Source organism: Pannonibacter sp. Q-1, from assembly GCF_054073275.1.
In genome coordinates, this window is record NZ_JBSXNB010000001.1 from 810,435 (window position 1) to 836,928 (window position 26,494).

Consider the following 26,494-nt stretch of genomic DNA (forward strand, 5'->3'; position numbering starts at 1 on the left):
CGGGCAGACCATTTGCCGTAATAGGTCAGCATCTCGCCGATGCAGACCTATTACGGCTCCACTCAATCAATATAGAAGGAGCTATCAATGCTCAAAGTGCGAAAAACCGTACGTTATCCCCCGCCCCTTCACCCCCGAATCTCCGGCCGCAAATGCATCATTTCCCGGCGTAGCCGGTAAACCGTATTGGCATCTGTTCGCCTCGGCTTTTGCGTCTCAAAGCCGAATTCGGCCAACCTCTGGCACCCAGCGGCAGGTTCGCTGCAAGACGCATGCAGTTCCGAGATGCCGGAAATGGAGAAGAACCTGGCCGCATTTTCCGGTCGAATACCTCCGCCCGGCATGATCGATATGCGGCCCTGAGCTCTTGCGGCGAGGCGTTTCAACGCATCCAGACCGGCTTCCGCGTGGCGTGCCCCGCCGGAGGTAAGGATACGGGAGAAGCCGAGGGAGACTGCAAGCTCCAGTGCTTCGTCGAGATCGGGCACCAGATCGAAGGCACGATGCAGCGTCAGGTCCATGCCATACGCGGCCTCGACGAGCTTTTCGAGCACGGTCCGATCAAGCCTGCCATCCGGCTGGGACACGCCGATCACCACGCCTGCAAGTCCGGCATTTCGGGCAGCCGTGATATCTTCCTTCAGGATATCGATCTCAGCGGGGCTGTAGATGAAATCACCTGCACGTGGCCGTATCAACGCATTGACCGGCAAACCTTTGGAGCCGGCTAGCCGCATCAGACCGAAGGACGGTGTCAACCCTCCGCTGTCAAGCGCGGCGCACAGTTCTATACGATCAGCACCGCCCGCAATCGCTGCCTCAAGACCTCCCGCATCGTCGACACAGATTTCCAGCACGTTGATCATCCTCCAGTCTCCATTACCTTCATCTGCGCATCCTCGGTAAGCGTCGAGGGTCGTCAAGGAACCAAAGCAGACCCACACAACTGAACCCCGTGAGGGCATCTATGATTGCCGTGCCAGAGTAATCTCTGACGGCTGTACCAGTAGCAAACAGAATAGAACTCAAGCCACCACTCAGAAAGATATTGACTGTGATCAGGGAACTGCCAAGCAAGTTTTCTTCGCGCTAAAGGCGCGACTTCCACGTAGATCCGGCCTTGCCTTCATGAGGAAAATCGTTTGGAAAAGCTTATCTTCGGCGTGTAAGAGAAGTCTTTGACGAAGGGATAAATAGGCTGTTTCCGGCGATGGCTGGGCAGGTTCTCGATATCCTGGTTGATCACGCCGTCCGTCAGCGCCATCAGGTTCGGATTGGCGATCGGCGCAAGTTCCGGCGAGAGATAACCTGATTTGACGACGAGCAGCCGCACCTTGGCCGGATCGAGACCGAGCCGGGTGAAATCCGCGATGTTGTGATAGGGCCGCCGCCGGGCCGCTAACACCAGCGTGATGCCGCCGATGTTGACGACCGCCTGTTGTTCGGCAGCCGAGCCGGGATCGTCGAGAAACACGACATCCGCCTCCTCCTCGACGGAGGGGCTTGCCGGATCCAGCGAACCGCCGACCTTCAGTGAAACACGCGCGCCGGCACCGGCTGCGAAACAACGTTCGACGGCTGGGCGATCGGTAATGCCGGCAATCAACACGTCGTCGATCGACCGCGCCAGGAGGGCTTTGAGCACATCCGCCCGGTCACCAACGCCACCCCCGGTCGGGTTGTCGCCGGAATCGGCGAGGATAATCGGCCGTGTCTCGGTGCTTTCAGCGATGTCGAGCATCTCCTCAAGCGGACCGGTGACAGGACCAAAGCGGAAGTCTTCACGCGCGTCCCAATAGGACTGCGCGATGGCAGCCGTGGTCTTCTCCGCCGCAGCCTTGTCGACAGCCGTGACGACGGCGCAGGCCGTGCCGCGCGGCTCGTCGGCCCAGACATAGCCCACCAGCAGGTTGGCATCCCAGATACCGGGCACGGCATCATGCTCCGGAAGCTTCAGATAAAGGCTCTTTGCCGGCTCGTCCTCGGTGGACGTCCGCTCGCCGGGCAGAAGAACCGGCACCGGCGCCCAGGCAACGCCTGGCTTCTCCCCGGTCCTGAGCGCACGAACCAGCATCGACCAGGCCCGCACCATGGTCTCGCGCACATCGATATGCGGTGCGGTGCGATAACCGGCAAAGATATCCAGCTGATCGATAATCTTCTGCGTGACATTGCCATGCAGGTCATAGCTTGCTGCGACCGGTACATCCCGTCCGACGACTGCACGTGCCGCCGAAATCCAGTCGCCCTCGGCATCGTCCATGCCCTCGACATTCATCGCGCCATGCATTGCGAGATAGAGCCCATCGATCGGCAGTGCTGCCTTCAGGCGCTCGAGGAACTCCGCCTTGAACCCCTCATAGGTGGCGCGCGCCAAGGGCCCACCGGGAACCGCACGGGCATGCAATAACGGAAGGTGTTCGACCCCTTCCGCTTCAAGAAAGTCGAAATATTCATGCGCCAGCAGGTCCTGCCCGCGCAGCACGCGAAAATCTTCGGGCTGCATCAAGACGGGAGACGAGGTCGAGCACTCGGTATGGATACCGCCAACGGCGATGCGGAAAGTCATTGGCTCAGATCCTCAGTAGCGAGGGCTCAGGCGGACGATGGCGGCAAAGCGCAGCCAGTCCTTGTTCTCTTTAGGTGTCCAGGCGGCCTCGGCGATGGCCGGAAGACGCGGGAAGACGAGGTGGTTGAAGTAGTCGCGGGTGAGGAAATGTTCGCACCAGATACAGGCCTGCACACCGCGCATGCGGGCCGCGAGTTCCGCCGGAAACTCAGCGACCGCCTCGTAAGTGTAGGTGTGATGTGGTGGCACGGTGCCGGCCCAGCTGGCACCCGGCTCCTGGAAGGCCTCATCCTGCACCATGTCGAGATAATAGGCCTGACCCGGCGTCATGACGACATCGTAGCCCTGTTTGGCAAGCTCCAGCCCGACCTCCGGCTTCTGCCAGGCCATCAGCAATGTGCCCTCGGGATGGACACCGCCGCCATGGCTGACCTCGTCCCAGCCAGCGAGCTTGCGGCCGCGCTCGGCAAGCATCTTCTGGATCCGCTTCATGAAATAGCTCTGCAGCCCGAAGGTCCCTTCTATGCCTTCCTTTTCCATGAGATGCTTGGCAAGCGGCGAAGCCATCCATGTATTGGCCGCCACTTCGTCACCGCCGATATGGATGAGCTTCGACGGGAAGAGCTCGACCATCTCGTCGAAGACCTTGCCCAGCACCTCGTAGGTGTATTCGATCGCCGGGTTGAGCGCATTGTTCGGATAGCCCTGGACCGAGCGATAGCTGTCCGGCGCTTCCTGCCCGTCGACCAGTTCCGGCAGCGCCACAAGCATGGCCGTGCTGTGGCCGGGCACATCGATCTCCGGCACCACTTCGACCTGCAGGGCGGCCGCATGGGCAACGATATCCCGGACCTCGTCCTGAGCGTAGAAACCACCGACCGGTTCGGCGCCATTGCCGAGCTGCGGCAAAAGCGCTTCGTCGGGTCCACGCAAGACGCCAAGAGTCGTGAGCTGCGGGAAGGCCTTGATCTCAAGGCGCCAGGCTTCGTCGTCGGACAGATGCCAGTGGAAGGTGTTCATCCGGAACCAGGCGAGGATATCGATCAACCGCTTGACGTCTGCCACGGGGAAAAACTGGCGGGCGACATCGAGATGGCAACCGCGCCAGTCATAGCGTGGCTTATCGGCGATGGTGCCTGATGCGGGGAAGCGGAACGTCTCCGGCTGGGTGCGCGCACCGTGCAGCATCTGGGCAAGCAGGGTCAGTGCATATTGCAGGCCCGCGACATCGCCATAGGCGAGCGTGATGGCGTCAGCGGCAAAGTCCAGCCGATAGGCGGAGGCACCAAGCGCATGGTCGGACTTGAGCGAGATCGCCCGCCCCTGATGCACCGGCGCCAGCGACAGCGGCGCATGGCCGACCGCGAAGAGCCGGCAAAAGAGGCGCAGCACGTTCTCGACCGCGCGCAACTCGACGAGCGAGGCGCCGTCAACCGGATAAAGCGCGACGGGGAAACCTTCGCCGGCCACAAGCTCGGCCGAGGCTGGCCAGGGGAGCATGGCGAAAGGCTGAGCAACCTTGCCCTCAGGCAGGAGCGCTGGAGGCGGTGCGCTATGACCACCGCCGAGCATCAGGTCCGCCACCGCGACGGCCGCATGCAGGCCGGTGGAGAGCGTAACATAGGCCGATTTTGCCCCATCCGTCCGGTGTTTCGCCGGCCGCCAGAGGCCACCGACCCGGAAGGTCCAGGAAGCACCCGGCTGCAGCACGAAGCCGGCCGGCGGCGCGAACTGATGGAAATTGGCGTTGCGCTTCAGGAAGACGGCATTCTCAAGGATCGGCTCCTCCGTATCCTTGACGCGGGTGAGAGACGTATAGGCGAGCTTGAAATCGGCAAGCGCGACATCTGAGAGATTGATCAGCGTGAAAACGAAGGCGCCGCAATCGTCGCCCTCCACCGGATGCCACGCGTTTTCGAGGCGAAACTGTACGGCTGGCGCCATGGGGAATGCTCCTGGCTTCTTGATATCAATAATTGCCGGATTGTGAGAAGGTGCGCGCGAGCTCGGCCTGACCGGCCGTCAGCCCGCAATCGACAGGAAGGCACACACCGGTGATGGCAGCAGCTTGGTCGCTGGCGAGGAAGAAAACGGCATTGGCGATGTCCTCGGCCGTGGCAATCCGCTGCAAAGCGTACCAGCGCTTGGCCTCTTCGAAGACTTGTGGATTGGCGGCAGCCCGCGCCTCCCAGGCCTGGGTGCGCACGGTGCCGGGGGCCACCGCATTGGCGCGGATGCCGAATTTTCCGTATTCGACGGCAATCAGCCTGGTGAGGTGGATGAGCCCGGCCTTTGCCGCGCTATAGGCCGGGTGACCGAAGACGGCCATGCCATTGACTGAGGAAATGTTGACGAGCGCGCCCCTGGACGCCTTCAGCGCCGCCTCAAAAGCGCGGAAGCAGAGGAAGGGCGCTTCGAGATTGAGCGCATTGTCCTTGCGCCAGATCTCGCTATCAGTATCGCCGAGGCTGACGGCCCGCGCCGCACCGGCATTGTTGACCAGCGTATGCACCAGCCCATGGCCGGCAATGCGAGCGGCGGTTTCGGCAAGGGACGTCTCATCTGTGACGTCGCAGGTGAGCGGCAGGAAGCGCGGGTCGCTTCCGAGCTCCACAATTGCCCGATCCAATGCCGCAGAATCCAGATCAAGCAACACGACGACGTCATGACTGTCGGCAAGGCGTTTTGCGATTGCCCGCCCGATATCTCCGGCAGCACCGGTCACCACGGCAACCTTACGCGTCACGGCAGTTCTCCGATATCGATACGGGCATGGCTCAGTCTCCGAGAAGTTGCCGGTCGTCTCCGCCATCGCGGTGTTCGACCAGCTGTTGTTTGATATGCCGCAGCGTCACCTGCGACTGCTTGCGGTTGCGATAGGCAACGAGGCTCGCGATCACGTCGACGACGGCGAGATAGGCAAACCGCGTCGAGGTCGGACGGAAGATGTTTTCACCCTCCGGCAGATCGATGCCGATGACGAGTTCGGAGGCATCCGCCACCAGACTATTGCTCTGGGTGAGCGCGATCGTGGTAATGCCGCTCTCGCGGGCGAGCTTGAAGCACTTGACCAGTTCGGCATTGCGCCCCGAAAACGACGAGCCGATCAAAACGTCGTTGGAGCGTGCGGCAGCCGTCAGCATCAGCTGCATGTTGTGGTCGGCAGAAGCCGTAACCCGCGAGCCCAAGCGGAAGAGACGGTTCTGGATCTCGCCGGAGATCATCGAGGAATTACCGCCCGAGCCAAAGGCATAGACCATCTCCGCCCGCGCCAGCCGGTCCGCAACCTTGTCCAGCACGTCAGGATCGAGCGCCCGATGCACCATGAACATGGCGTTCTGCGCCTTGGTGATCACATCGGTTGCGACATCGGCCGGCTCCGTGCTCTGGGCCTCCGGGTTCAGATAACGCACGCCGACATAGGCCGTGCGGGCGAGATTGACCTTGAAGTCGGCAAAGCTGTTGCAACCGAGACGCCGGCAGAAGCGCGTCACCGTCGGCGGCGAGACCTCTGCCTTCTCTGCCAATTCGATGATCGAGGCATTGACCGCGAAGTCGAAAGAATTGAGCAGAATATCCGCGATGCGTTGCTCCGAGGCCGAAAACTGCCCTGCCTCTTCCTGAATGCGCGCGAAGATATCCAAAGCCCGGCCCTCTCTCTTATTTCGAAGGCTTGAAGGCTACGCAGTCGATCTCGACCTTGCAATCGACCATCATCGAGGCCTGAACGCAGGCCCGCGCCGGCGGGTGCTCGCCGAAATACTGCTGGTAGATCTTGTTGAAGGTCCAGAAATCGCGGGGGTCATCCAGCCACACGCCGCAGCGCACGACATGCTCGAGGCCGTACCCTGCCTCTTCCAGAATCGCGATGACATTGGCGATCGTCTTGTGGGTCTGCTCGATGATGCCGCCCGGAATGATCTCCCCGTCTTCCATGGCCACTTGGCCGGAAACATAGAGCCAGCCATCGGCCTCGACAGCGCGGGCAAACGGCAGCCGCTGGCCACCCGCACCCGCCTTCTCGGCCCCGTAACGCTTGATCGTCATGGACACCTCTCATGCAAATTATTTTCTTCGATCGTTGACAAGCGACCACAAAAAACGGATTTTGACCAGATAAAATCGACATTCATGAAAAGAATTTAAAACGGGGAAGAAATGCGCGATCCATTCCAGAATCCGTTTCCGGCAACGGACGAAGCCCGCCACGCCATTTGGGAGATGCTCGTTCCCCGCGATATCGATGCCTTCCTCGCCGCCGACTGGAGCATGGTCGCCCATGACTTCGTCGAGGACGGCTTCATCGGCATCAGCGGCAATCGCGAGGCAGATCCCGACAAGTGGACGCTGGCCTTCCCCAATCTCGCAGCTTACCGCGACGAGTGGCTGAAGCAGGCACATGACTTCGCCGCCCAGACCTATGGCGAGGACCCGCGCAGTGCGATCTTCACCACAACGACGCTGGAAGAGATCGAGATCTCAGGCGAGACCGCGCTCGTGCGCAAGAAATTCGACGGCGGCATCAAGAAGACAGACGGCACACTCGACGTCATGCGCTGGCAGACGCTCTATTATTGCCGCCTGCATGAAGGCAGCTGGAAAATCTCCGGTTTCACCGGTTATCTGCCCAGTCCCATGGGCAAGCGCTGAACCCGCCCTCAACCATCAAACCCGGAGGTCGGCCCTTGCGCATTTTCACCGCCGCGCTTGCAACGGAAACCAACACCTTCTCCCCGATCTGCATCGACCGGCGCGCGTTCGAGGAGTCGCTCTATGCACCTCCGGGGCAACACCCGGCGACGCCGACACTCTGCACCGCGCCGATCACGGTCGGCCGTAAGGTCTGCGCAGAAAAAGGCTGGACGCTGATCGAGGGCACCGCGACCTGGGCGGACCCGGCGGGTCTCGTCAACCGACAGACCTTTGAGAGCCTGCGCGACGAGATCCTGGATCAGTTGCGCGCAGCCATGCCCGTCGATGCCGTCGTGCTCGGCCTGCATGGCGCCATGGTTGCCGACGGCTACATCGACCCGGAAGGCGATCTGCTCACCCGCATCCGCGAGATCATCGGCCCCGACATTCTTCTCTGCGCAGAGCTCGATCCGCATAGTCACCTGACGGCAAAGCGCGTCGCAGCCGCTGATTTCTTCGTCGTCTTCAAGGAATTCCCGCATACCGATTTCGTCGATCGCGCCGAAGATCTCTGGCGGATCGCGGTCGACACGCTGGAAGGCCGGGTCGATCCCGTCATGTCTGTCTTCGACTGCCGGATGATCGATATCTTCCCGACCTCACGCGAACCCATGCGCAGCTTTGTTGACAGGCTTATGGCCATCGAGAAGACGGATTCGGAAGTTCTATCGCTCTCCGTCATCCATGGTTTCATGGCCGGTGACGTGCCAGAGATGGGCACCAAGACAATCGCGGTGACCAACGGCAATGCCGACAAGGGCGCGATGCTCGCCCGTGACCTCGGCATGGAGCTTTTCGCCAAGCGCGGTACATTCATGATGCCGCAGATCGACGAGAAGGCGGCCCTTGATCAGGCACTCGCCTACACGAAGGGCCCTGTCGTCATCGCCGACATGTGGGACAATCCGGGCGGCGGCACGGCGGGAGACGCGACCGTGATCCTCGCGGAAATGCTGGCGCGTGGCGTGACCAACGCAGCCGTCGGCATGATCTGGGATCCGATCGCGGTACAGATCTGCATAGCAGCCGGCGAAGGCGCCGAGATACCGCTGCGGTTCGGCGCGAAATCGGCTCCCGGAACCGGCCATCCAGTCGACGGACTGGTCAAGGTGGTGAAGGTCGTACCTTCTGCCGAAATGCGTTTCGGCGACAGCATCGCCCCTTTTGGTGACGCTGCCCATATCCGGCTCGAAGGCATCGACATCATCCTAAGTTCGGTCCGGGTCCAGAGCTACGACCCCTCGCTCTTCACCGCACTCGGGATCGACCCGACAGCCAAGCATCTCCTCGTGATCAAGTCGACCAACCACTTCTATGCGGCCTTCTCGCAGATCGCCTCGGAAATCCTCTACTGCGCCGCGGGCACGCCCTATCCCAACAATCCGGCCAAGACCGCTTATCGCCATGTGCGCCGCGACATCTGGCCGATCATGGCAAACGCGCATGACACGCCCGAAGGCAGCGAGGCCGCATGATGGAACTCCCCCGCCCAACGCCCGGCCAGCCGATTGCCGAACTCTCCACGCCGCTACCGCTGATCGACGAGAACAAACTCGCCGCGAACATCGCCCGTGTGCAGGCCTATATGGACGGCCACGGCATCGCCTTCCGTCCGCATATCAAGACCCACAAGATCCCGGCGATCGCCTCCGAACAGGTGAAGGCGGGTGCCAAGGGCATCAACTGCCAGAAGATTACCGAAGCCGAAGTCTTCGCCGATGCTGGCTTCGAGGACCTGCTGATCACCTTCAACATCCTGGGTTCGGAGAAACACAAACGGCTCGTGGATCTGAACACTCGCATTTCCGGCCTGAAGGTCGTCGCGGACAGTGAGACCACCGTGCGCGGTCTCTCCTGCGCTTTCTCCCAGACGCGCCCACTGACTGTGCTCGTCGAATGTGACACAGGCGGCGGACGCTGCGGCGTTCAAAGCCCGGAAGCGGCCGTAGCACTTGCCGCGACGATCACTGCTGCCCCCGGCCTCACCTTCGGCGGCATCCTGACCTATCCCAAGGCCGACACTGAGGAAGCGGTCGAGACCTTCTTCGCTGCGACACTCGCCGGCCTCGCCGCCCGAGGCATCCCCTGCCCCATCGTCTCCAATGGCGGCACGCCCAGCCTCTTATCCGCCCACAAAGTAACCTCGGCGACCGAGCACCGGGCCGGCACCTATGTCTACAACGACCGCGCCATGGCAAGATCGGGCCACTGCAGCCTCGATGACTGCGCCATGTTTATTCTGGCCACCGTCGTCTCCCGCCCGACCGAGGATCGCGCCATTCTCGACGCCGGCTCCAAGGCCCTCACCTCCGACCTTCTCGGCTTCCCGGATTATGGCGTGATCGTCGAGTATCCAGATGCGGTGATTTCAAACCTGTCCGAAGAGCATGGCACAGTGGACCTATCGAAGGTTCAGCAACGGCTCCCCGTGATCGGCGAGAAGGTGAGGATCATCCCGAACCACGCCTGCGTCGTTTCCAACCTGTTTGACTCCATGACCTTCCACCTCAACGGGATCGTCACCCGAGTGGAAGAGGTCGCCGCCCGCGGGCTCGTCTGGTAGAAAGAGACTTGCGGATGCTGGCCTCCCGTGCCTAAACACCTAAAGAAGAGCATCCCGCATATCCCCAAACGAGAAAGATCCGCCCGAAGGCGGACCTGAGACTGGCCTTGGGCATGGCTGGGTGGAGTTCATCCGGCCGCCGTGACGGACGCCGGGAGATCAAGGGTGCGCCAGTCGATGCGCCGTTCGAGGGCCTGTCCATCTGGATCGAACAGGTGACAATCGGCGACCATGGCGCCGGTCGTCACCGGCTGTGCCACCGTAACCGGCGCAGAGCCCGGCAGCAGTGCGCAATAGGCTTCTCCATCCGGTAATGCCGCATAGGCAATGGTGTTGATACCGAGCCGCTCGATGACGCCAGGGACGACCATGATGTTGATGTCGCCTGGTGTCAAGCGGGTATGCTCGGGGCGAATGCCAAGCGTCAGCACCTGTCCGGTCAGGTCTGCACGGGGCTCGACAGGAATAGTCGCTGTCTGATCGCCATATCGGATGTTTACGCCTTCAGCGCCCATGCCGACACAGCTCACCGGCACGAAATTCATCTTGGGATTGCCGATGAAACCGGCGACGAAGGTGTTTTGCGGCTTGTGATAGAGTTCGAGCGGCGCTCCCACCTGGGCAATGTTTCCGGCATTCAAGACCACGATCCGATCGGCCATGGTCATGGCTTCAATCTGATCATGAGTGACGTAAATCATGGTGGCTTCGAGATCGCGGTGCAGCTTGGTGAGCTCGATACGCATGTCAGCGCGCAGTGCAGCATCCAGGTTTGACAGTGGCTCGTCGAAAAGGAAGATCTTCGGCTCCCGCACGATAGCGCGGCCGATCGCGACACGCTGGCGCTGACCGCCCGAGAGCTGGCCTGGACGCTGTTGCAGACGCTGATCAAGCTGCAGAATTTTTGAAACGGCCCCGACTTTTTCGCGGATTTGCTGCTCGGGGAGTTTTTCCACGCGCAATGGGAAGGCGATGTTCTCGAAGACCGACATATGCGGATAGAGTGCGTAAGACTGGAACACCATGGCAATGCCGCGTTCGACCGGCGGCTTGTCGTTGACGCGCTCGCCGTCGATGACGATGTCACCGCCGGTCGTATCGTCGAGGCCCGCAATCATCCGCAGCAGCGTGGATTTGCCACAGCCCGAAGGGCCGACAAAGACGACGAACTCGCCGTCGTGAACCTCAAGGTCGACCCCCTTGATGACCTCGAAATGTCCGTAGGACTTGCGGACCTTGTTGAGTATTAGCTGACCCACGGGCTTGCGTCTCCAGTGCCGGTCCGTCGACCGGGTAAAATGTCTTTCGTCTGTCAACCGCGGGCCGAAACCGGCCCGCGGAAGCGGATGAGATATCGCTTATTTGTACTGTTCCAGATCAGCCGCGGCTTTCTTCAAGGCGACCTCCGGCTCGGCCTTGCTGGTCACAACCGACTGAACGAGCTCGATCATGACGTTCTGGAAGCCCTTGTAGTCGGTGAAGAGGGGCTCCGGACCGCCATAGGCGATGCCATCAATGAACGGCTTCCAGAAGGGCTCGTTGGCGACGAACTGGTCGACAACGGCGCCCGGACGCAGCGGGGTGAGGCCGGCGCCGCCCTGCAACTCGTATTCGTGCTGGATGTCGGTCGAGGTAATGTATTTCGCAAATTCGATCGCCTTCTCCTCGACGCCGGAGCCAGAGAAGATCGCCAGACTGTCGGTGATCAAGAGGGTGCCTTCACCTTGTGCGGCGGGTCCGAGCGGAAGAGGCGCGACACCCCATTCGATCTGGGTGTCCTTCAGGCGATAGGCAGCCCCGGAGCCGGCCTGGATCATGCCGACCTTGCCATCGAGAAAGATGGCGCGGATTTCGTTCTGCTCATACGCGGTCGCACCTTCAACGGAGTATGGCGTGATATCCTTATAGGCCTGAAGGGCAGCCAGCACTTCCGGGCTGTCGATGACAATATTGCCTTCGGCATCAATGACCTTGCCGTTGTTGGTGTACACCCAGTGCATGAACTGATGCATGGTGTTGTCGAACGTCTTGGCGGGCAGACCGTAACCGGCAATACCGGTCTTTTCCTTGATCTGCTTGGCAAAGGCGATCTCTTCTTCCCAGGTCTTCGGCGGTGTCTCCGGGTCCAGACCGGCCTCCCTGAACAAGGCCTTGTTCCAATAGAGAGCCTTGGTGGAGAAGGCGATCGGCACGCCCCATTGCGTTCCGTCAAACGTCACGGTGTCGACAATATTCGGATAATAGGATGCCTTTTCCTCGTCCGTCATCGGGACGGGAACAATCAATTCGTTTTCAGCGAATTCCTTCAGAGTCCGCGAGCCGACATAGGCCATGGCGACCGGTGTGCCGGCGACCGCGAGCGTCGTTGCCTTGTCCTGGCACTGTTCCCAGCCAACGACTTCCGGCTTGACCTTCCAGCCCTCGTTCTGGCTTTCCCACTCGGCGATATACTTCTGATGAATCGCGTCGATCGTATCGCCGCAATAGATCCAGCTGATTTCCTGGCCGGCGGCCAGCGTGGTCAGTGCCGAACTCGCCAGCAGGGCAAAAGAGCCTGCGAGCATGGTGAGTGACTTGGTCATGGATAGTTCCCCTTTGTTGACAGGTTGACGTGTCCGGTTGTCCCGAATTCTATTGGCAACGCTCATTTGACGGCCCCGGCGGTAAGCCCACTGACGAGGTAGCGTTGCAGGAAAAAGATCACGATCATCGCAGGCGCAATGCCGACGAAGCTTGCCGCCATCAGCTCGTTCCAGATCACTTCCTGGCGACCGAAATAGGCAAACAGCCCGATCGGCAGCGGCATGTATTCTGTCTTTGAGTTGAAGGTGAGCGCGAAGATGAACTGCTGGGCATAGGCGCCGATGAAGGTCATGATGGCGACGACGGCGATGCCGGGTGTGGCGAGCGGCAGGATCACCCTACGGAAGGTGTAGAAATAGCCTGCCCCATCGACATAGGCTGCCTCTTCCAACTCCCTGGGGATACGCGCCATGTAAGTGCGCAGGAGCCAGATGGCCGAGGGAATGAGGAAGGCGACACCCGGCACGATCATGGCGAAATAGGTGTTCAGCACGCCCAGCGTCCGCATCAGACGGAAGAGCGGGATGAGGAGCACCGCGCCCGAGAACATGTTGACCGCGAGGAAGGCTGCAAGCAATTGCCCCCTGCCCCGGAAGCTGAAGCGCGCAAAGGCATAGGATGCCGGTACCACTAGCAGCAGCACCACGACGGTCGCGACGGTCGAAATGAAGAAGGAGTTGAAGATGTAACGGGCAAAGCCCGGAACACTTACCCACATCGTCCGATAGGCCTCGAAGGAGCCGTTTTCCGGCCAGAAGCGATAGGGCGAAGAGAACAACTGGCTGAGCGGCTTCAATGAAACCAGAAACCCCTCGACGAAAGGCGCCAGGATGAAGGTCAGGAAGACGCCGATACCAGCATAGATCCCGATGAGTTCGTACCACTTGTAGCGATTGATGAGGGCGGTCTTGTCGTAGCTCATCGGACATGCTCCTGCGAGAGACGGCTGGTCACGCGGAAATAGGCGGCACAGAAGATCGACAGGAAGATGCAGATCAGCACCGCGCGGGCAGCCCCCTCGCCGTATTTCTTCGAGCCGATGGCCGTGTGGTAGGTGTCGATGATCATTGTCGTGGTCTCGCCACTTGGGCCGCCGCGGGTCAGGATCCAGATGATGTCGAAGGAATTGAAGGTGAAAATCAGCGACAGCATCGACATGCTGATGATCGCTGGCATGATCAGCGGCAGCGTGATGCGGCGAAAGCGATAGAAGCGGCCTGCTCCGTCTGTCCAGGCCGCCTCGTAGAGATCCTGCGGGACAGCCTGCATGGCGGCCAGCATGTAGAGTGTGACCATTGGCACGCCGATCCACACATCGGTGATGATCGTCGCCCAGAAGGCTGTCGAGCCATAGGCAAGGAATGCGATAGGGCCGTCGACCACGCCGACGCGCTGGAGCACGCCGGAAATCATGCCGAACTGGCCATTATACATCCAGCCCCACATGAAGATTCCGATTGCCATCGGCACGATCCATGGCGGCATGGTCAAGATGCGAAACAGCGTACGCCCTGGCACGGCGGCGTTCAGCATGGCTGCACCAAAGATTCCGATCACCATTTTCAGGGCGACAGAAAAGAAGGTCCAGATGAAGGTGCGGACGATGACCGTTGCAAAGGTCTCGTTGAAGATCTTTTCGTAATTGGTCCAGCCAACCCAATTGGTGGTCCGGCGCAGGGAAGCGTCGGTGAAGGACAGGATGAAGGTGTCTACCAAGGGATAGGCGACGATCACCGTGATGTAGAGGACCGCTGGCGCAACGAGCAGCCAGGCGAAGATTATTGCGCTGCTACGAGCTTGCATCGCGTCCTCCTCAAGCCCGCTGGACGCGCGCTGCAGCGACCTGGCCGCCCTGCAAGCAGGCATCAAACCGCTGCCAGACTGGAGCGAGGTCGACGACCTTGCGGCCCAGCCGCGCCTCGTCCATGGAAAGTGCGAGGATGCCGGCCTCCAGCGCATCTATGGCCGAGACAGGCTGCTTGGCCCCTGTCTTGACGAAGGCGATGACATCTTCCGCCATCTGCTCATCGGCACCATAATGCTGAGACAGGGCCGAGGGCGCCTTGTAGGTATTAGAGATGAGCTTCTCATTGGTCCGGGCATTATGAACATCCATGAAACCGCGGACGAAATCGCCTTCGGCCATGCCCTTGGAACCGATCACGCAGAAGCGCCGAAACTCGTCCGGCACGTTGAGATTGGTGTGGAATGTCATCGACACGCCGTTTTCATATTCAACGATCGCGGTCTGGTAATCGATGATGTCGCCATCGCTGTCGAACACCTTGTCGGCACCCTCCCAGCCGGAGGGCTTGCGATGATAGACATGGAGATCGTTGATGCCGTCGTTTTGCGGCGCATTGTCCGGCGTGAAGCTCTTGCGCCCACCGAAGCTTGCTACATAACGCGGACGAGCACCCACGACGCCATTGTAAAGGTCGAGGTCGTGGCAGCACTTTTCCAGCATGAAGCCGCCAGCATAGCGGCCATAGCGGCGCCAGTCGCGCATGAAGAAGGCGCCGTGATAGGGCTGAATGTGTTCCGACGCCTCGATCGACACCACATTGCCGAGCAGACCCTCTTCCTGCGCCTTGCGTAGGTCGCGATAAAGCGGCGAGTAGCGCAGGACCAGACCGACCAGGAGCCGGTCATGGCCATAGGTGTGGAGCAGTGACGCGAGCGCATAGCTTTCTTCAACACTTGTCACGATCGGTTTCTCAGTGAAAACGGTAAGACCCCCTTCCAGCCCGATGCGAATATGCTCAAGATGCAGGTGGTTCGGCGAGCCGATCATCAGCAGATCAAAGGCTTCCGCAGCAATCAGCTCCTTTGGGGTAGCATAGGCCCTACCGGCATCGATGCCGTTTTCCTGCAGGGTCGGCAAACCCGCAGGTGCCGGATCTACATAGCCGACGATCTGAAAGTCCGGATCAAGGTTTCTGAACACCCGCCCGAGATAACCGAGACGGAATCCGAGCCCGATAATGGCGACCTTCATCTACATTCCCCTGTATGCGTAATTATTTTTCTCAGACTGCGTCAGAATGGTGACATCGTCAACACGAAAGGCTAAATATCGCCAAACCATGAAAATGGTTTTCATAAACGCGCGCCTGCGGTTGCTACCAAACCTCCCCGCTCAAGCCACAGACCCAAGAGACTTAAAAGCCCTCAGACCTGCGCGAGCAAAAATGGCGACATGCCCAATTTGTTAATGGACGATACCAAACAAATGCCAATTGTAAAGTCAAAATCGTAGAAATTTTGAAGGCACTGTGCCAATTTATTGGATTCATGGAGAAATTTCTTAATATTTGGATTGGATGGCGCGCCGCATTAAAACCATTTGCAAATTAATCTAGTATTGGTATTTTTTGCAGACTCCTCCTCCGCAAGGACGGGCACTGTCGTTGCGCAGGGCTTTGGTATGAGCCGACTTGCAGGACGTAACGACATCGGGCAGAGGCAAGGCATGAGCACACAACTCCCTCTCGACAGGCTCCAGTCCGCCGGCGGTGGTCCGCTTTATCTCCGTTTGCGCTCGATGATCGAGGAAGCGGTCGCCTCCGGCCAGATCCGCAATGGTGACGCCTTGCCAGCGGAGCGCGATATAGCCGACGCCGCCGGCATCAGCCGTGTCACGGTGCGCAAAGCGATCGACGATCTGGTTTCGGATGGCCTTCTGGTGCGGCGGCGCGGGTCTGGCACCTTTGTCGTCAAGCCGGTAACGCGCATGCAGCAGCCGCTCAGCCAGTTGACCTCGTTCACGGAAGACATGCGCCGGCGCGGCATGGTCGCTGGGTCCAGGTGGCTCAGCCGTGGGCTCTTCTATCCGAATGCCGAAGAAACAATGATGCTCGGCCTCGTCGGGGGCGCCCGCGTGGCCCGCATCGATCGTGTGCGCACCGCAGACGACATGCCGATCGCCCTCGAGCGCACGAGCCTGCCCGACGATATTCTTTCCGATCCGGAATCAATCGACGATTCCCTTTATCTCTGCCTGCTCAAGAACGGCATCCGCCCGGCACGCGCCAATCAGCGGATCTCCGCCGTGCTCCTGACGGACGATGAAACGAAACTGCTGGGCGTGCCGCTCGGTTCGGCGGCGCTGTCGGTTCAGCGGATCGCCTATCTTGAAAGCGGGCGTGTGATGGAAATGTCGCGCGCGCTTTATCGCAGCGATGTCTACGACCTGGTGGCCGAACTCGGCGTCGGCTCGCCCATGAAGCCCGACAATTGAAGGTGCATCCATGATCACGAAAATGCGCGAGGAGATCAGCGAGATCCCGGTCGCCGCTGCCCGATTGCTCGAATGCCGTAGCGACGAGATCAGTCGCTGCGCAGCGGCACTGAAAGCCGCAGATCCAAGGATCGCGGTCACCGTTGCGCGTGGCTCTTCCGATCACGCAGCCTATTTCCTAAAATACGCGATCGAACTCCAGCTTGGCATTCCGGTTGCCTCACTAGGGCCGTCACTCGCTTCGATCTACGAGGCCCCCATGAAGCTCGATCGCGCTGTGGCTATCGCAGTTTCCCAGTCCGGCGCCAGTCCCGACATTGTTGCAATGGCAAAAGGGGCAAGGACAGGTGGGGCAACCACAGTCAGTCTGGTCAATACGATCTCGTCCCCCCTCGCCGACGCGAGTGACTTCGCAATCGACATCATGGCCGGACCGGAGATCGCCGTTGCAGCCACCAAGTCCTTCGTGAATTCCATTGTTGCCGGCCTCGCCCTGCTGGCCGAATGGAGCGACGATCCCGCGTTGAAGCAGGCAGTCGCCAGGCTGCCGGAGCATCTTGGTCAGGCGCTCGACCTCGACTGGTCACCGCTTCTTCCTGTCTTGCAGGAGACGGACTCCCTCTACATGCTTGGGCGCGGCCCCGCGCTTGCCATTGCTGCCGAAGCGGCCCTGAAATGCAAGGAAACCTGCGAACTGCATGCGGAAGCCTATTCCTCGGCCGAGGTTCTGCATGGGCCCGTTTCGATCGTGGGGCGTGACTTTCCGGTCATTGCCTTCACCGCCCGCGACAAGGCCGAACAGTCGGTGGCGCAGACCGTCTCAAAGCTTTCGGCCAGCAATGCGGCATGTTTCATCACCTCGGATCAGGCGAATGGCGCAACGACCCTGCCTTTCGTCAGGACAGGACATCCAATCACGGATGCACTCGCCCTCATCGTTCCCTATTATGGCTTCATCGAATCCCTGTCGCGCGCCCGCGGCTTCAACCCGGACAAGCCGGCCGCGTTGAAAAAAGTGACCGAAACACGATGAGCGAGCGCTACATCCTCACCGCCGACCGGATTTTCGACGGCGAGACCATGCATCGGGATGCAGGCTTGGTGGTTGAGGCGGGACGGATCGCCGCAATAGGTCAACGCGGCACACTGCCAAAAGGGATTGGCCGGCACGATCTTGGTGCGTCACTGGTCGCGCCGGGTTATGTGGATCTGCAGGTGAACGGCGGGGGCGGCGTCTTGTTCAACAATGAGCCAAGCGTCTCCGGCATCGACACGATCTGCCGCGCCCATGCCCGTTATGGCACGACGGCATTGATGATCACGCTGATCACCGATCGACCGGATATCGGCCGGAAGGCGATAGACGCCGGAAGGCAGGCGCAAGAGCTGAAACTGCCCGGCTATATCGGCCTCCATCTCGAAGGCCCGCATCTTTCGGTCGGTCGCAAGGGAACCCATGATCCGGCCCTCATTCGCCCGATGACGGAGCCGGATCTTGCCCTGCTGATCGAGGCGGCAGGACCATTCGGCGTGGCGATGATTACCGTTGCGCCGGAAAGCGTCTCTCCAGAACAGGTCGCTCAACTCGTCGCCGCGGGCTACCACGTCAGTCTGGGGCACACCGATGTTCCATGTGCCGATGTCGCAGCATATGAAGCCGCCGGGGCGAGCCTGGTGACACATCTTTTCAACGCCATGAGCCAGCTCGGTAATCGGGAACCGGGACTCGTCGGTGCCGCCCTCGCATCGCCCCTTCTTCATTGCGGCCTGATCACCGACGGCTTTCATGTCGATCCGGTCACCATGCGCATCGCCCTGGCAGCCAAGCAGGGACCGGCCCGGATCTTTCTGGTCACCGACGCCATGTCGACGATCGGAACGGATGCCTCCGGCTTCGACCTCAACGGCCGGTCTGTCTATCGCCGCGATGGCCGGCTGACCCTGGCGGACGGAACGCTGGCTGGCGCCGACGTCGACATGCACTCCTGCATGCGCTTCGTCCATGAACGGCTCGGCCAGCCACTGGAGGAAGCTCTGCGCATGGCTTCGCTTTATCCAGCGGATGCTCTGGCCCTCTCCACAAAAGGCCGGCTGACAGCCGGTAGTGACGCCGATTTCATCGTGATCGAAAATGATCTCAGCCTCGCCTCGACCTGGATTGGCGGTGACTGTGTCCATGGCACCCCGGTCAGCATGGACAGGGTCTCCGCATGATCGTCTGTTTCGATATTGGCGGTACCGCCATCAAGGGCGCGGTCGCCCACACCCTCAATGACATCCGGCCCTTTCCCCGCAGGCCAACGCCGGTCAACGATTTTGACGCCTTTGTTGCAGCCCTGTCCGAGATCATCACACAAGCCGGGGAAAAGCCTGACTGCATCGCGATTTCGATTGCCGGCGTCATCGATCCGGACACGGCACGCGCGGTGGTCGCGAATATTCCCTGCATTCATGACCGTCTGCTTCAGGCCGATCTGCAGGCGAGACTAGGTCTGCCGGTGATCATCGCCAATGACGCTGACTGTTTCGTGCTGGCCGAGGCAGGTATCGGATCCGCGCGTGGCCATCGGATCGTCTTCGGCGTGATCCTTGGAACAGGTGTCGGGGGCGGGCTGGTGATCGACGGAAAGCTGATCAACAGCAATGGCGGCTTTGCCGGAGAATGGGGCCATGGCCCGGTACAAGCGACCGAAGCGGGCACCCCGCCCGTCCGGATTGCGCGTTTCCGATGCGGCTGCGGTCAAAGCGGCTGCATCGACGCTGTCTGCAGCGCGCGGGGCCTCGAAAAGCTGCATGAAGAACTGCATGGGGTGAGAAATAGCAGTGAGGAGATCATCGCCGCATGGCAGGGAGCCGATCCCCGGGCAACGCGAACGCTCGATGTCTATGTCGACATTCTCGCCGGACCGCTGGCGCTGGTGATCAATGTGACAGGAGCGTCGATCGTCCCGGTCGGCGGCGGACTTTCAAATGTCTCCGCATTGATCAGTGTGATCGATGACGCTGTGCGCGCACGAATTCTGCGAAAATTCGACCGATCGCTGGTCGTTCCAGCCACCTGCCGCGTGGAACCGGGACTGATCGGCGCAGCCGTGCTGGGGCTAGGCGCGATAGCACACCGCACGGCCTCGAGCCTCGCTGAGAAAAAGGGGAGCGTGGACGCCAGATAGGTCGAACAAACGGCGGCATGAACACCAGGGTGCACGCCGTAGCCGATGCGAAGGGGTGCCGATCCTGTTTTACATGCAGGCCGGGCATGTAAAACAGGAACGGCGGCGTTGCTGGACAGCCTGCCGAAGGCGGATTGGATGCTGGCAGACCGTGGTTATGACGCCGATTGGTTCAGAGAAGCGTTGCACGACAAGCGGCGCTACAGACGACGCAGTCGCATCGCGATCATGTTCGGCCGCCTCAAGGACTGGCGGCGCGTGGCCACGCAATATCACCGGCACCTGGAAACCTTCTTCTCCGAGGTCATACTCGCCGCAACCGTCGTGTTCTGGCTATGATAGAGAACGAGTCCTGAGCCTCGACTTGCAATTGAAATTTCTACAGAAATTACTTTGACAAGCTGGTGCGAATTTGGTCGGCTGTACCCGTACAGGGTGAGTGATGCATCATGTATTGGGGGAATTAGATGCTGCCAGGTTCTCATGATGCGACGCGCAAGCACGCAGACCGGGTGCGGGAGACCGTCGAGAACAACGGCTGCGCAGCTCATTCTCTGGTGGCGGCCTCCTGGCGCCGTTCGATGCTGTATCATGGCCTTGATCCCAATCTGGACCGGCCTGCGGTGCGGGTGGAAGAACATGCCCTTGCACAAGCGCGCGACCGGATGGGGTCCCTGCTCGAAATCGCTGTTCCTGCCCTCGACAGGCTGAATGCAACGCTTGCCCCAAGCGGCTGCAGCATCCTGCTGAGTGACAAGGATGGCCTTGTGCTGGAAACCCGCGAGGCGGCGGGAGATCAGAGCGAGTTTGCCCGCTGGGGCCTGACGGCGGGCGGCGTGTGGAGCGAGGCGCAGCAGGGCACCAACGGCATCGGCACCTGCGCCATCGAGAAACGCCCGGTGATCGTGCATCAGGATCAGCATTTCCGGGTCATCAACACGGAAATAAGCTGCATTGCCGCCCCGATCTTCGATCACACGGGGCAACTGGCGGCGGTGCTGGACATTTCGAGCTGCCGCCGGGATTTCTCCCTCGCATTTGCCCAGGTGCTGGCCATGGTGGTGAACGAAAGTGCGCGTGCGGTGGAAAGCGACCTTTTTCGCGCCGCTTTTCCGGAGTGCCGCATCGTCGTTGCCAAGGGGCATGGACAGGGCGGCGTGTCTCTTCTGGCGCTGGCCCCGGATGATGTGATCGCCGGCGCGACGCGCCATGCCCGCAAGATGCTGGGCCTGACCGACGCCATCATTGCCTCTGCCCCCGGCGCAGCCACCCATCTCGGCACGGCAGCGGAGGAAGATCCACGCGCGGCAGAAAAAGCCGCCCTGCGTCGCGCCCTTGCCAGGGCAAAAGGCAATGTCTCGGCCGCCGCCCGGGACCTCGGCATCAGCCGGGCCACCATGTACCGCAAGATGAGCCAGTTCGGCCTCGACGGCTGATCCCCCTACCTGTCTCAAATCTGCGACAGATCAGGCCAGCTTTATTGCCGCACAGGTCTTTTCCCTTACGCAGGAGCAGCGCACACTCCAGATCCTTGCCGGGCAGGACGCAGCCCGGCAGCTCTGGGAGGGGCGCAAGGCGCCGATGGGTGGACAAGGCGCGCGACGGTGACATCTGCCAGGCTCTGGCTGCAATCTTTCTTCTTTTTCTCCATGGGCTTGCCAGCTGCCTTCCAGTCCGGCACCTTTGGGAGGACGCAAGACAAGAGCCATATGGGACGGGCAGGCTGCGGACGGCAAGCGGACGGTGAGCCGCCACAGGCACCAGAGCCGCAGCAAACCTGCACCCGAGGAGAGAGAGGCACGAAACGCAATGGACATGACAGGGGAGTACCGCATTCCGGCACCGCGAACCGATGTCTGGAATGCCCTGAACGATCCGGACGTGCTGAAAGCATGCATTCCCGGCTGCGAGAGCCTGGAGATGACCTCGCCGACGGAAATGACGGCCGCCGTCACCGCCAAGATCGGCCCCGTGAAGGCAAAATTCCAGGGCGCGGTCACGCTTGAAAATCTCAACCCGCCGGAAAGCTACACCATCGCCGGAGAAGGCAAGGGTGGCGTTGCGGGTTTTGCAAAGGGTTCCGCCGATGTGCACCTTGCCGAAGACGGCGGGGACACCATTCTCACCTACACCGTGAAGGCACAGGTGGGCGGCAAGCTGGCCCAGCTGGGCAGCCGGCTGATCGACAGCACCGCCCGCAAGATGGCCGACGAGTTCTTCGGCAATTTCTCGCAGATGGTTGCCGGAAACGCGGCTGCCACCGGAACGGCCGAAGACGGCGAGCCTGACGCAGGCACGCTGGAAGAAGCCCGCTCGATTGCGATGGAACAGGCGGGCGACGCCGTTGTCCATGCGGTTGAGGACGTGGAGAAAACGATCGGACACGCCGTGCATGAGGCTGAGGAGACAGTCGAAGCTGCGGCGGTGAAGGGAAGTTTTGGCGGGCCGGTGGTCTGGGGTCTCGCCGCACTGGCGGCGATCATCGTCATCCTCGCCATCATGAGCAGGTAAGGAGCAGAACATCTTTTAGCCCGCTGGTGACGCGACCAGAGAGCGGGACCAATTGAGGGAGGTATGAATGGCAAAAGTGTCAATGACCGTGAACGGCAAGAAGGTCTCGGCCGCTGTCGAGGACCGGACCCTGCTCGTTCACTACCTGCGCGAGGCGCAGGGCCTGACCGGCACCCATGTGGGCTGCGACACGTCTCAGTGCGGGGCCTGCGTGGTGCATGTGAACGGCAAGGCCGTGAAGTCCTGCACCATGCTGGCCGCACAGGCGGAAGGGGCCACGGTGACCACCATCGAAGGCCTTGCCAATGGTGCGGAGCTGCATCCCGTGCAGGCGGCCTTCCGCGAGCATCACGGCCTGCAGTGCGGTTTCTGCACCCCCGGCATGATCATGGCCGCCGTGGACATGATCGAGCGGCATGGCGCAAATCTGGATGAGGCCACCATCCGCCACGAGCTGGAAGGCAACATCTGCCGCTGCACCGGCTATCACAACATCGTCAAGGCCATCAAGGCGGCCGCCGACCAGATGGCCGGCCTGCGGGCCGCCGCAGAATAGATCCAGGCCCGCGCGGCGCTTGAGCCTTTCAAGGCGCCGCAGAGCATCCCCATCCGTGCGGACGCGAAACCTGCACGGCACATGACAAGCCGCAAGGCCGGACAAGATGCCGTGAGGAGGCGGCGTCCGGCACTGCGGAACAAGGAAACGGCCTGCGGGCAAAGGCCTTGCAGGAAACCTGTCTGAGGGAGTTATGCCATGGGAGTTCAAGGCATTGGCGCACGTGCGCTGCGCAAGGAAGACAAGCGTTTCATCACCGGCAAGGGCCGGTACACCGATGACCTGACCGCGCCGCGCATGACCTATGCGGCCTTCGTGCGGTCGCCCCACGCCCACGCCCGCATCACCGGCATCGACTCCAGCGCCGCGCTGGAGATGGAAGGTGTCGAGGCGGTTCTGACCGGCGAGCAGCTGGTGGGGGATGGCGTCGGCAATCTGATCTGCGGCTGGATGATCCACTCGCGCGACGGCAGCCCCATGAAGATGGGCGCCTGGCGGGCGCTGGAGCCGGAGACCGTGCGCTATGCCGGTCAGGCGGTGGCCGTTGTCATCGCCGAAACGCTGGGCCAGGCCCGCGATGCGGCCGAGGCTGTTCTCGTGTCCTATGAGGAACTGCCGGTGGTGATCGATCCGGTCGCCGCCCTTGAACCGGGCGCCCCGCAGCTGCATCCGGAAGCGCCGGACAACCTGATCTATGACTGGGTGATCGGCGATGAAGCGGCCACCAATGCCGCCTTCGAGAAGGCTGCTCATGTGACGCGGATGGACATCACCAACAACCGGCTGGTGCCCAACCCGATGGAGCCGCGCGCCGCGCTCGCCGACTATGACACAGCCGAAGAGCATTTCACCCTGCACACCACCTCGCAGAACCCGCATGTGGCGCGTCTGGTGCTCTCCGCCTTCTACAACATCGCACCCGAGCACAAGCTGCGCGTGATCGCACCGGATGTGGGCGGCGGCTTCGGCTCGAAGATCTACATCTACCCGGAAGAGATGGTCTGCCTGTGGGCCTCCAAGCGCACCGGCCGTCCGGTGAAGTGGGTCTGCGACCGCACGGAAGCTTTCCTCACCGACGCCCATGGCCGCGACCACCGCTCCCATGCGGAACTGGCGCTTGATGCCAATCACAAGGTCATCGGCCTCAGGGTCAGCACGGTGGCGAACCTCGGCGCCTACATGTCGCTGTTCTCCTCCTCCGTGCCGACCTATCTCTACGCGACGCTGCTCTCCGGCCAGTATGACATCCCGGCCATCCACTGCAACGTGAAGGCCGTCTATACCAACACCACGCCGGTCGATGCCTATCGTGGTGCCGGCCGTCCGGAGGCCACCTATCTGATCGAGCGCATGATGGAGACGGCAGCCCGCGAGGTCGGGCTCGACCCGGCCGAGTTCCGCCGCCGCAACTTCATCCGCAGCTTCCCGCATCAGACGCCCGTCATCATGTGCTACGACGCGGGCGACTATGACGCGACGCTGGATGCCGCGCTCAAGGCCATCGACCATGCCGGCTTCCCGGCCCGCAAGGCGGAAGCGGCCCGCAAGGGCAAGCTGCGCGGCATCGGCCTGTCCTGCTACATCGAGGCCTGCGGCATTGCCCCGTCAGCGGCCGTCGGCTCGCTGGGCGCAGGCGTCGGCCTGTGGGAATCAGCGGAAGTGCGGGTCAATCCGGTCGGCACCATCGAGGTGCTCACCGGCTCGCATAGCCATGGTCAGGGCCACGAGACGACCTTTGCCCAGCTCGTCGCCGAGCGCTTCGGCGTTGATACGGACACCGTGTCCATCGTCCATGGCGACACAGACAAGGTGCAGTTCGGCATGGGCACCTATGGCTCGCGCTCCGGCGCGGTCGGCATGTCGGCCATCGTCAAGGCGCTGGACAAGGTGGAGGCCAAGGCCAAGAAGATCGCCGCCCATCTGATGGAAGCGGCAGAAGGTGACGTGGTGTTTGAAGGCGGCGAGCTGAAGGTGGCGGGCACGGACAAGTCCCTGCCGTTCTTCCAGGTGGCGCTGGCGGCCTATACCGCCCACAATCTGCCGGCCGGCATGGAACCGGGGCTGAAGGAAGGGGCGTTCTACGATCCCACCAACTTCACCTTCCCGGCCGGCACCTATGTCTGCGAGGTGGAGATCGATCCGGAAACCGGCAAGACCGCCATCATCAACTTCGTGGCAGCCGATGACTTCGGCAAGATCATCAATCCGATGATCGTGGAAGGCCAGGTGCATGGCGGGTTGACGCAGGGCATCGGCCAGGCACTGCTGGAAAATGCCGCCTATGACGAGGGCGGCCAGCTTCTGACCGGCTCCTTCATGGACTATGCCATGCCGCGTGCCGACGACGTGCCGTCCTACACGCTGCTGACGACCGAGACCATCTGCCCGGGCAACCCGCTCGGCATGAAGGGCTGCGGCGAGGCCGGTGCCATCGGCTCGCCCCCGGCCGTCATCAACGCCATCACGGATGCACTCGGCATCCGCGACCTTGCCATGCCCGCCACGCCCCAGCGGGTGTGGGAGGCGATCCGCAACGCCAGCCAGCCTCTGGCGGCTGAGTGACCTGACACAAGCGGGACCGGGCGCGCCCCATGGCTGCACCCGGCCCTGCCCTCTGCTGACGCTTTCCTTTGAGGAGAACGAACACGATGTATGAGACAAGCTATCACCGGGCCGCTTCGGTCGCAGATGCCGCCAGCCTGATCGCCAAGGCGGATGACGGCAAGCTGCTGGCCGGTGGCCAGACCCTGATCCCCACCATGAAGCAGCGCCTTGCCGCGCCCAGCGATCTGGTGGATATCGGCCAGATTGCGGAGCTGCACGGCATCACCGAAAGCGGCGGCACGCTGCGCATCGGCGCGGCCACCAGACATGCGGATGTGGCCGGTTCTGATCTCGTCCGCCGCCTGATCCCCGGCCTTGCCAGCCTTGCGGGCGGCATTGGCGATCCGCATGTGCGCCACATGGGCACGATTGGCGGCTCCGTCGCCAACAACGACCCGGCAGCGGACTATCCCTCCGCCGTGCTGGCGCTGGATGCCACCGTCCACACGGACAAGCGGGACATTGCCGCCGCAGACTTCTTCGTGGGCATGTTTGAGACGGCGCTGGAGGACGGCGAGATCATCACCGCCATCAGCTTCAAGGTTCCGGAAAAGTCGGCCTACGCCAAGTATCCGAACCCGGCCTCCCGCTATGCCATGGCCGGTGTTTTCGTCGCCCGCCACAAGGATGGCTCGGTGCGCGTTGCCGTCACCGGCGCCGGTCAGGGCGGCGTGTTCCGGGCCGATGCCATGGAAGCAGCGCTGGCTGCCAAGTGGTCGGCGGATGCGGTGGCCGGCATTGCCCTTGAGGCGGACGGCATGCTCTCCGACATCCACGGCTCTGCCGAATACCGCGCAAACCTCGTCACCGTCATGGCCAAACGCGCCATCGCTGCGGCTTGAGGCAAGACCGAAGCGGGGCTCCGCCCCGCTTCACATTCGTACGGAAGAGAAACGGACAGCAAGGCACACGAGGCGTCACCCCGGGCCGCACGCAGTGAGGACCCGGGGCCTACTCATTTCCAGAGCGTTGCCCGGATCTGCTGAGACTGCCTGCCTGATGGGCG

22 protein-coding genes and 1 pseudogene are annotated in these 26,494 nt (G+C 61.6%); 12 read left to right on the forward strand and 11 right to left on the reverse strand.

Going from position 1 to position 26,494, the window contains the following annotated elements:
* Nucleotides 1-128: 128 nt before the first annotated feature.
* The 6 genes from ACVNHC_RS03730 to ACVNHC_RS03755 form a co-directional block, all read right to left on the reverse strand.
* On the reverse strand, nucleotides 129-866 hold the full coding sequence (locus tag ACVNHC_RS03730) for a copper homeostasis protein CutC (RefSeq protein ID WP_457166452.1): 738 nt from the start codon (nucleotides 864-866) through the stop codon (nucleotides 129-131).
* 260 nt (nucleotides 867-1,126) lie between these two features.
* On the reverse strand, nucleotides 1,127-2,569 hold the full coding sequence (locus ACVNHC_RS03735; RefSeq protein ID WP_457166453.1) for a M81 family metallopeptidase: 1,443 nt from the start codon (nucleotides 2,567-2,569) through the stop codon (nucleotides 1,127-1,129).
* A 12-nt stretch (nucleotides 2,570-2,581) separates the two neighbouring features.
* Nucleotides 2,582-4,513 carry a beta-N-acetylhexosaminidase gene (locus ACVNHC_RS03740; protein ID WP_457166454.1) on the reverse strand — a complete coding sequence of 644 codons (1,932 nt, stop codon included), beginning with the start codon at nucleotides 4,511-4,513 and terminating at the stop codon, nucleotides 2,582-2,584.
* A 25-nt stretch (nucleotides 4,514-4,538) separates the two neighbouring features.
* Nucleotides 4,539-5,315 carry an SDR family oxidoreductase gene (locus ACVNHC_RS03745; RefSeq protein WP_457166455.1) on the reverse strand — a complete coding sequence of 259 codons (777 nt, stop codon included), beginning with the start codon at nucleotides 5,313-5,315 and terminating at the stop codon, nucleotides 4,539-4,541.
* A 31-nt stretch (nucleotides 5,316-5,346) separates the two neighbouring features.
* Nucleotides 5,347-6,213: a MurR/RpiR family transcriptional regulator gene (locus ACVNHC_RS03750; RefSeq protein ID WP_457166456.1), complete on the reverse strand. Its 867-nt coding sequence runs from the start codon at nucleotides 6,211-6,213 to the stop codon at nucleotides 5,347-5,349.
* A 16-nt stretch (nucleotides 6,214-6,229) separates the two neighbouring features.
* A complete protein-coding gene (locus tag ACVNHC_RS03755) occupies nucleotides 6,230-6,616 on the reverse strand; it encodes a RidA family protein (protein WP_054147861.1) in 387 nt (128 codons plus the stop codon).
* Nucleotides 6,617-6,727: 111 nt separating this feature from the next.
* Between ACVNHC_RS03755 and ACVNHC_RS03760 the strand changes: the two genes are divergently transcribed.
* The 3 genes from ACVNHC_RS03760 to ACVNHC_RS03770 are packed head-to-tail and all read left to right on the forward strand — an operon-like array spanning nucleotide 6,728 to nucleotide 9,824.
* A complete protein-coding gene (locus ACVNHC_RS03760) occupies nucleotides 6,728-7,219 on the forward strand; it encodes a hypothetical protein (RefSeq protein WP_457166457.1) in 492 nt (163 codons plus the stop codon).
* A 35-nt stretch (nucleotides 7,220-7,254) separates the two neighbouring features.
* A complete protein-coding gene (locus ACVNHC_RS03765) occupies nucleotides 7,255-8,736 on the forward strand; it encodes a M81 family metallopeptidase (RefSeq protein WP_457166458.1) in 1,482 nt (493 codons plus the stop codon).
* The gene (locus ACVNHC_RS03770; RefSeq protein ID WP_457166459.1) at nucleotides 8,733-9,824 is read left to right on the forward strand and encodes a D-TA family PLP-dependent enzyme; all 1,092 of its coding nucleotides are present in this window, start codon (nucleotides 8,733-8,735) and stop codon (nucleotides 9,822-9,824) included. Before ACVNHC_RS03765 ends, ACVNHC_RS03770 begins: the two co-directional genes overlap by 4 nt.
* A 128-nt stretch (nucleotides 9,825-9,952) precedes the next feature.
* Here the strand turns inward: ACVNHC_RS03770 and ACVNHC_RS03775 are convergent, their stop codons facing one another.
* The 5 genes from ACVNHC_RS03775 to ACVNHC_RS03795 all read right to left on the reverse strand — a co-directional run bounded on the left by ACVNHC_RS03775 (nucleotide 9,953) and on the right by ACVNHC_RS03795 (nucleotide 15,405).
* Nucleotides 9,953-11,083, reverse strand: coding sequence for an ABC transporter ATP-binding protein (locus tag ACVNHC_RS03775; RefSeq protein WP_457166460.1), 1,131 nt, complete (start codon nucleotides 11,081-11,083; stop codon nucleotides 9,953-9,955).
* A 99-nt stretch (nucleotides 11,084-11,182) separates the two neighbouring features.
* Entirely contained in the window at nucleotides 11,183-12,406 is a 1,224-nt protein-coding gene (locus ACVNHC_RS03780; protein ID WP_457166461.1) for an ABC transporter substrate-binding protein, read from the reverse strand.
* Between the two features lie 62 nt (nucleotides 12,407-12,468).
* Nucleotides 12,469-13,329, reverse strand: a complete 861-nt coding sequence (locus ACVNHC_RS03785; protein WP_457166462.1) for a carbohydrate ABC transporter permease — start codon at nucleotides 13,327-13,329, stop codon at nucleotides 12,469-12,471.
* Nucleotides 13,326-14,210, reverse strand: a complete 885-nt coding sequence (locus tag ACVNHC_RS03790) for a carbohydrate ABC transporter permease (RefSeq protein WP_457166463.1) — start codon at nucleotides 14,208-14,210, stop codon at nucleotides 13,326-13,328. Before ACVNHC_RS03790 ends, ACVNHC_RS03785 begins: the two co-directional genes overlap by 4 nt.
* A 10-nt stretch (nucleotides 14,211-14,220) precedes the next feature.
* On the reverse strand, nucleotides 14,221-15,405 hold the full coding sequence (locus ACVNHC_RS03795; RefSeq protein ID WP_457166464.1) for a Gfo/Idh/MocA family protein: 1,185 nt from the start codon (nucleotides 15,403-15,405) through the stop codon (nucleotides 14,221-14,223).
* A 474-nt stretch (nucleotides 15,406-15,879) separates the two neighbouring features.
* Between ACVNHC_RS03795 and ACVNHC_RS03800 the strand changes: the two genes are divergently transcribed.
* The 9 genes and pseudogenes from ACVNHC_RS03800 (at nucleotide 15,880) to ACVNHC_RS03840 (ending at nucleotide 26,330) form a co-directional block, all read left to right on the forward strand.
* A complete protein-coding gene (locus ACVNHC_RS03800; RefSeq protein ID WP_457166465.1) occupies nucleotides 15,880-16,647 on the forward strand; it encodes a GntR family transcriptional regulator in 768 nt (255 codons plus the stop codon).
* A 10-nt stretch (nucleotides 16,648-16,657) separates the two neighbouring features.
* The gene (locus ACVNHC_RS03805) at nucleotides 16,658-17,680 is read left to right on the forward strand and encodes an SIS domain-containing protein (protein WP_457166466.1); all 1,023 of its coding nucleotides are present in this window, start codon (nucleotides 16,658-16,660) and stop codon (nucleotides 17,678-17,680) included.
* Nucleotides 17,677-18,861 (forward strand): N-acetylglucosamine-6-phosphate deacetylase, encoded by a 1,185-nt coding sequence (gene nagA / locus ACVNHC_RS03810; protein WP_457166467.1) that lies wholly within the window; start codon nucleotides 17,677-17,679, stop codon nucleotides 18,859-18,861. The genes ACVNHC_RS03805 and nagA overlap by 4 nt, the downstream gene beginning before the upstream one ends.
* A pseudogene (locus ACVNHC_RS03815) lies at nucleotides 18,858-20,156 on the forward strand (ROK family protein). The gene nagA and the pseudogene ACVNHC_RS03815 overlap by 4 nt, the downstream one beginning before the upstream one ends.
* 128 nt (nucleotides 20,157-20,284) lie before the next feature.
* Nucleotides 20,285-21,253, forward strand: a complete 969-nt coding sequence (locus ACVNHC_RS03820; RefSeq protein ID WP_208977324.1) for a GAF domain-containing protein — start codon at nucleotides 20,285-20,287, stop codon at nucleotides 21,251-21,253.
* A 373-nt stretch (nucleotides 21,254-21,626) separates the two neighbouring features.
* On the forward strand, nucleotides 21,627-22,328 hold the full coding sequence (locus ACVNHC_RS03825) for an SRPBCC family protein (protein WP_058898053.1): 702 nt from the start codon (nucleotides 21,627-21,629) through the stop codon (nucleotides 22,326-22,328).
* 67 nt (nucleotides 22,329-22,395) lie between these two features.
* Nucleotides 22,396-22,884 carry a (2Fe-2S)-binding protein gene (locus ACVNHC_RS03830; RefSeq protein ID WP_050474565.1) on the forward strand — a complete coding sequence of 163 codons (489 nt, stop codon included), beginning with the start codon at nucleotides 22,396-22,398 and terminating at the stop codon, nucleotides 22,882-22,884.
* 198 nt (nucleotides 22,885-23,082) lie between these two features.
* Nucleotides 23,083-25,446, forward strand: a complete 2,364-nt coding sequence (locus ACVNHC_RS03835) for a xanthine dehydrogenase family protein molybdopterin-binding subunit (protein WP_457166468.1) — start codon at nucleotides 23,083-23,085, stop codon at nucleotides 25,444-25,446.
* A gap of 86 nt (nucleotides 25,447-25,532) precedes the next feature.
* Nucleotides 25,533-26,330 (forward strand): FAD binding domain-containing protein, encoded by a 798-nt coding sequence (locus ACVNHC_RS03840; protein WP_457166469.1) that lies wholly within the window; start codon nucleotides 25,533-25,535, stop codon nucleotides 26,328-26,330.
* The last annotated feature ends 164 nt before the right edge of the window (nucleotides 26,331-26,494 follow it).

Bases quoted from the DNA above. Each gene is read 5' to 3' on its own strand.
- ACVNHC_RS03730 (WP_457166452.1), bottom strand. From the start codon at position 866: ATGATCAACGTGCTGGAAATCTGTGTCGACGATGCGGGAGGTCTTGAG.
- ACVNHC_RS03735 (WP_457166453.1), bottom strand. From the start codon at position 2,569: ATGACTTTCCGCATCGCCGTTGGCGGTATCCATACCGAGTGCTCGACC.
- ACVNHC_RS03780 (WP_457166461.1), bottom strand. From the start codon at position 12,406: ATGACCAAGTCACTCACCATGCTCGCAGGCTCTTTTGCCCTGCTGGCG.
- ACVNHC_RS03755 (WP_054147861.1), bottom strand. From the start codon at position 6,616: ATGACGATCAAGCGTTACGGGGCCGAGAAGGCGGGTGCGGGTGGCCAG.
- ACVNHC_RS03760 (WP_457166457.1), top strand. From the start codon at position 6,728: ATGCGCGATCCATTCCAGAATCCGTTTCCGGCAACGGACGAAGCCCGC.
- ACVNHC_RS03790 (WP_457166463.1), bottom strand. From the start codon at position 14,210: ATGCAAGCTCGTAGCAGCGCAATAATCTTCGCCTGGCTGCTCGTTGCG.
- ACVNHC_RS03805 (WP_457166466.1), top strand. From the start codon at position 16,658: ATGATCACGAAAATGCGCGAGGAGATCAGCGAGATCCCGGTCGCCGCT.
- nagA (WP_457166467.1), top strand. From the start codon at position 17,677: ATGAGCGAGCGCTACATCCTCACCGCCGACCGGATTTTCGACGGCGAG.
- ACVNHC_RS03800 (WP_457166465.1), top strand. From the start codon at position 15,880: ATGAGCACACAACTCCCTCTCGACAGGCTCCAGTCCGCCGGCGGTGGT.
- ACVNHC_RS03785 (WP_457166462.1), bottom strand. From the start codon at position 13,329: ATGAGCTACGACAAGACCGCCCTCATCAATCGCTACAAGTGGTACGAA.
- ACVNHC_RS03835 (WP_457166468.1), top strand. From the start codon at position 23,083: ATGGGAGTTCAAGGCATTGGCGCACGTGCGCTGCGCAAGGAAGACAAG.
- ACVNHC_RS03840 (WP_457166469.1), top strand. From the start codon at position 25,533: ATGTATGAGACAAGCTATCACCGGGCCGCTTCGGTCGCAGATGCCGCC.
- ACVNHC_RS03830 (WP_050474565.1), top strand. From the start codon at position 22,396: ATGGCAAAAGTGTCAATGACCGTGAACGGCAAGAAGGTCTCGGCCGCT.
- ACVNHC_RS03820 (WP_208977324.1), top strand. From the start codon at position 20,285: ATGCTGCCAGGTTCTCATGATGCGACGCGCAAGCACGCAGACCGGGTG.
- ACVNHC_RS03825 (WP_058898053.1), top strand. From the start codon at position 21,627: ATGGACATGACAGGGGAGTACCGCATTCCGGCACCGCGAACCGATGTC.
- ACVNHC_RS03795 (WP_457166464.1), bottom strand. From the start codon at position 15,405: ATGAAGGTCGCCATTATCGGGCTCGGATTCCGTCTCGGTTATCTCGGG.
- ACVNHC_RS03770 (WP_457166459.1), top strand. From the start codon at position 8,733: ATGATGGAACTCCCCCGCCCAACGCCCGGCCAGCCGATTGCCGAACTC.
- ACVNHC_RS03740 (WP_457166454.1), bottom strand. From the start codon at position 4,513: ATGGCGCCAGCCGTACAGTTTCGCCTCGAAAACGCGTGGCATCCGGTG.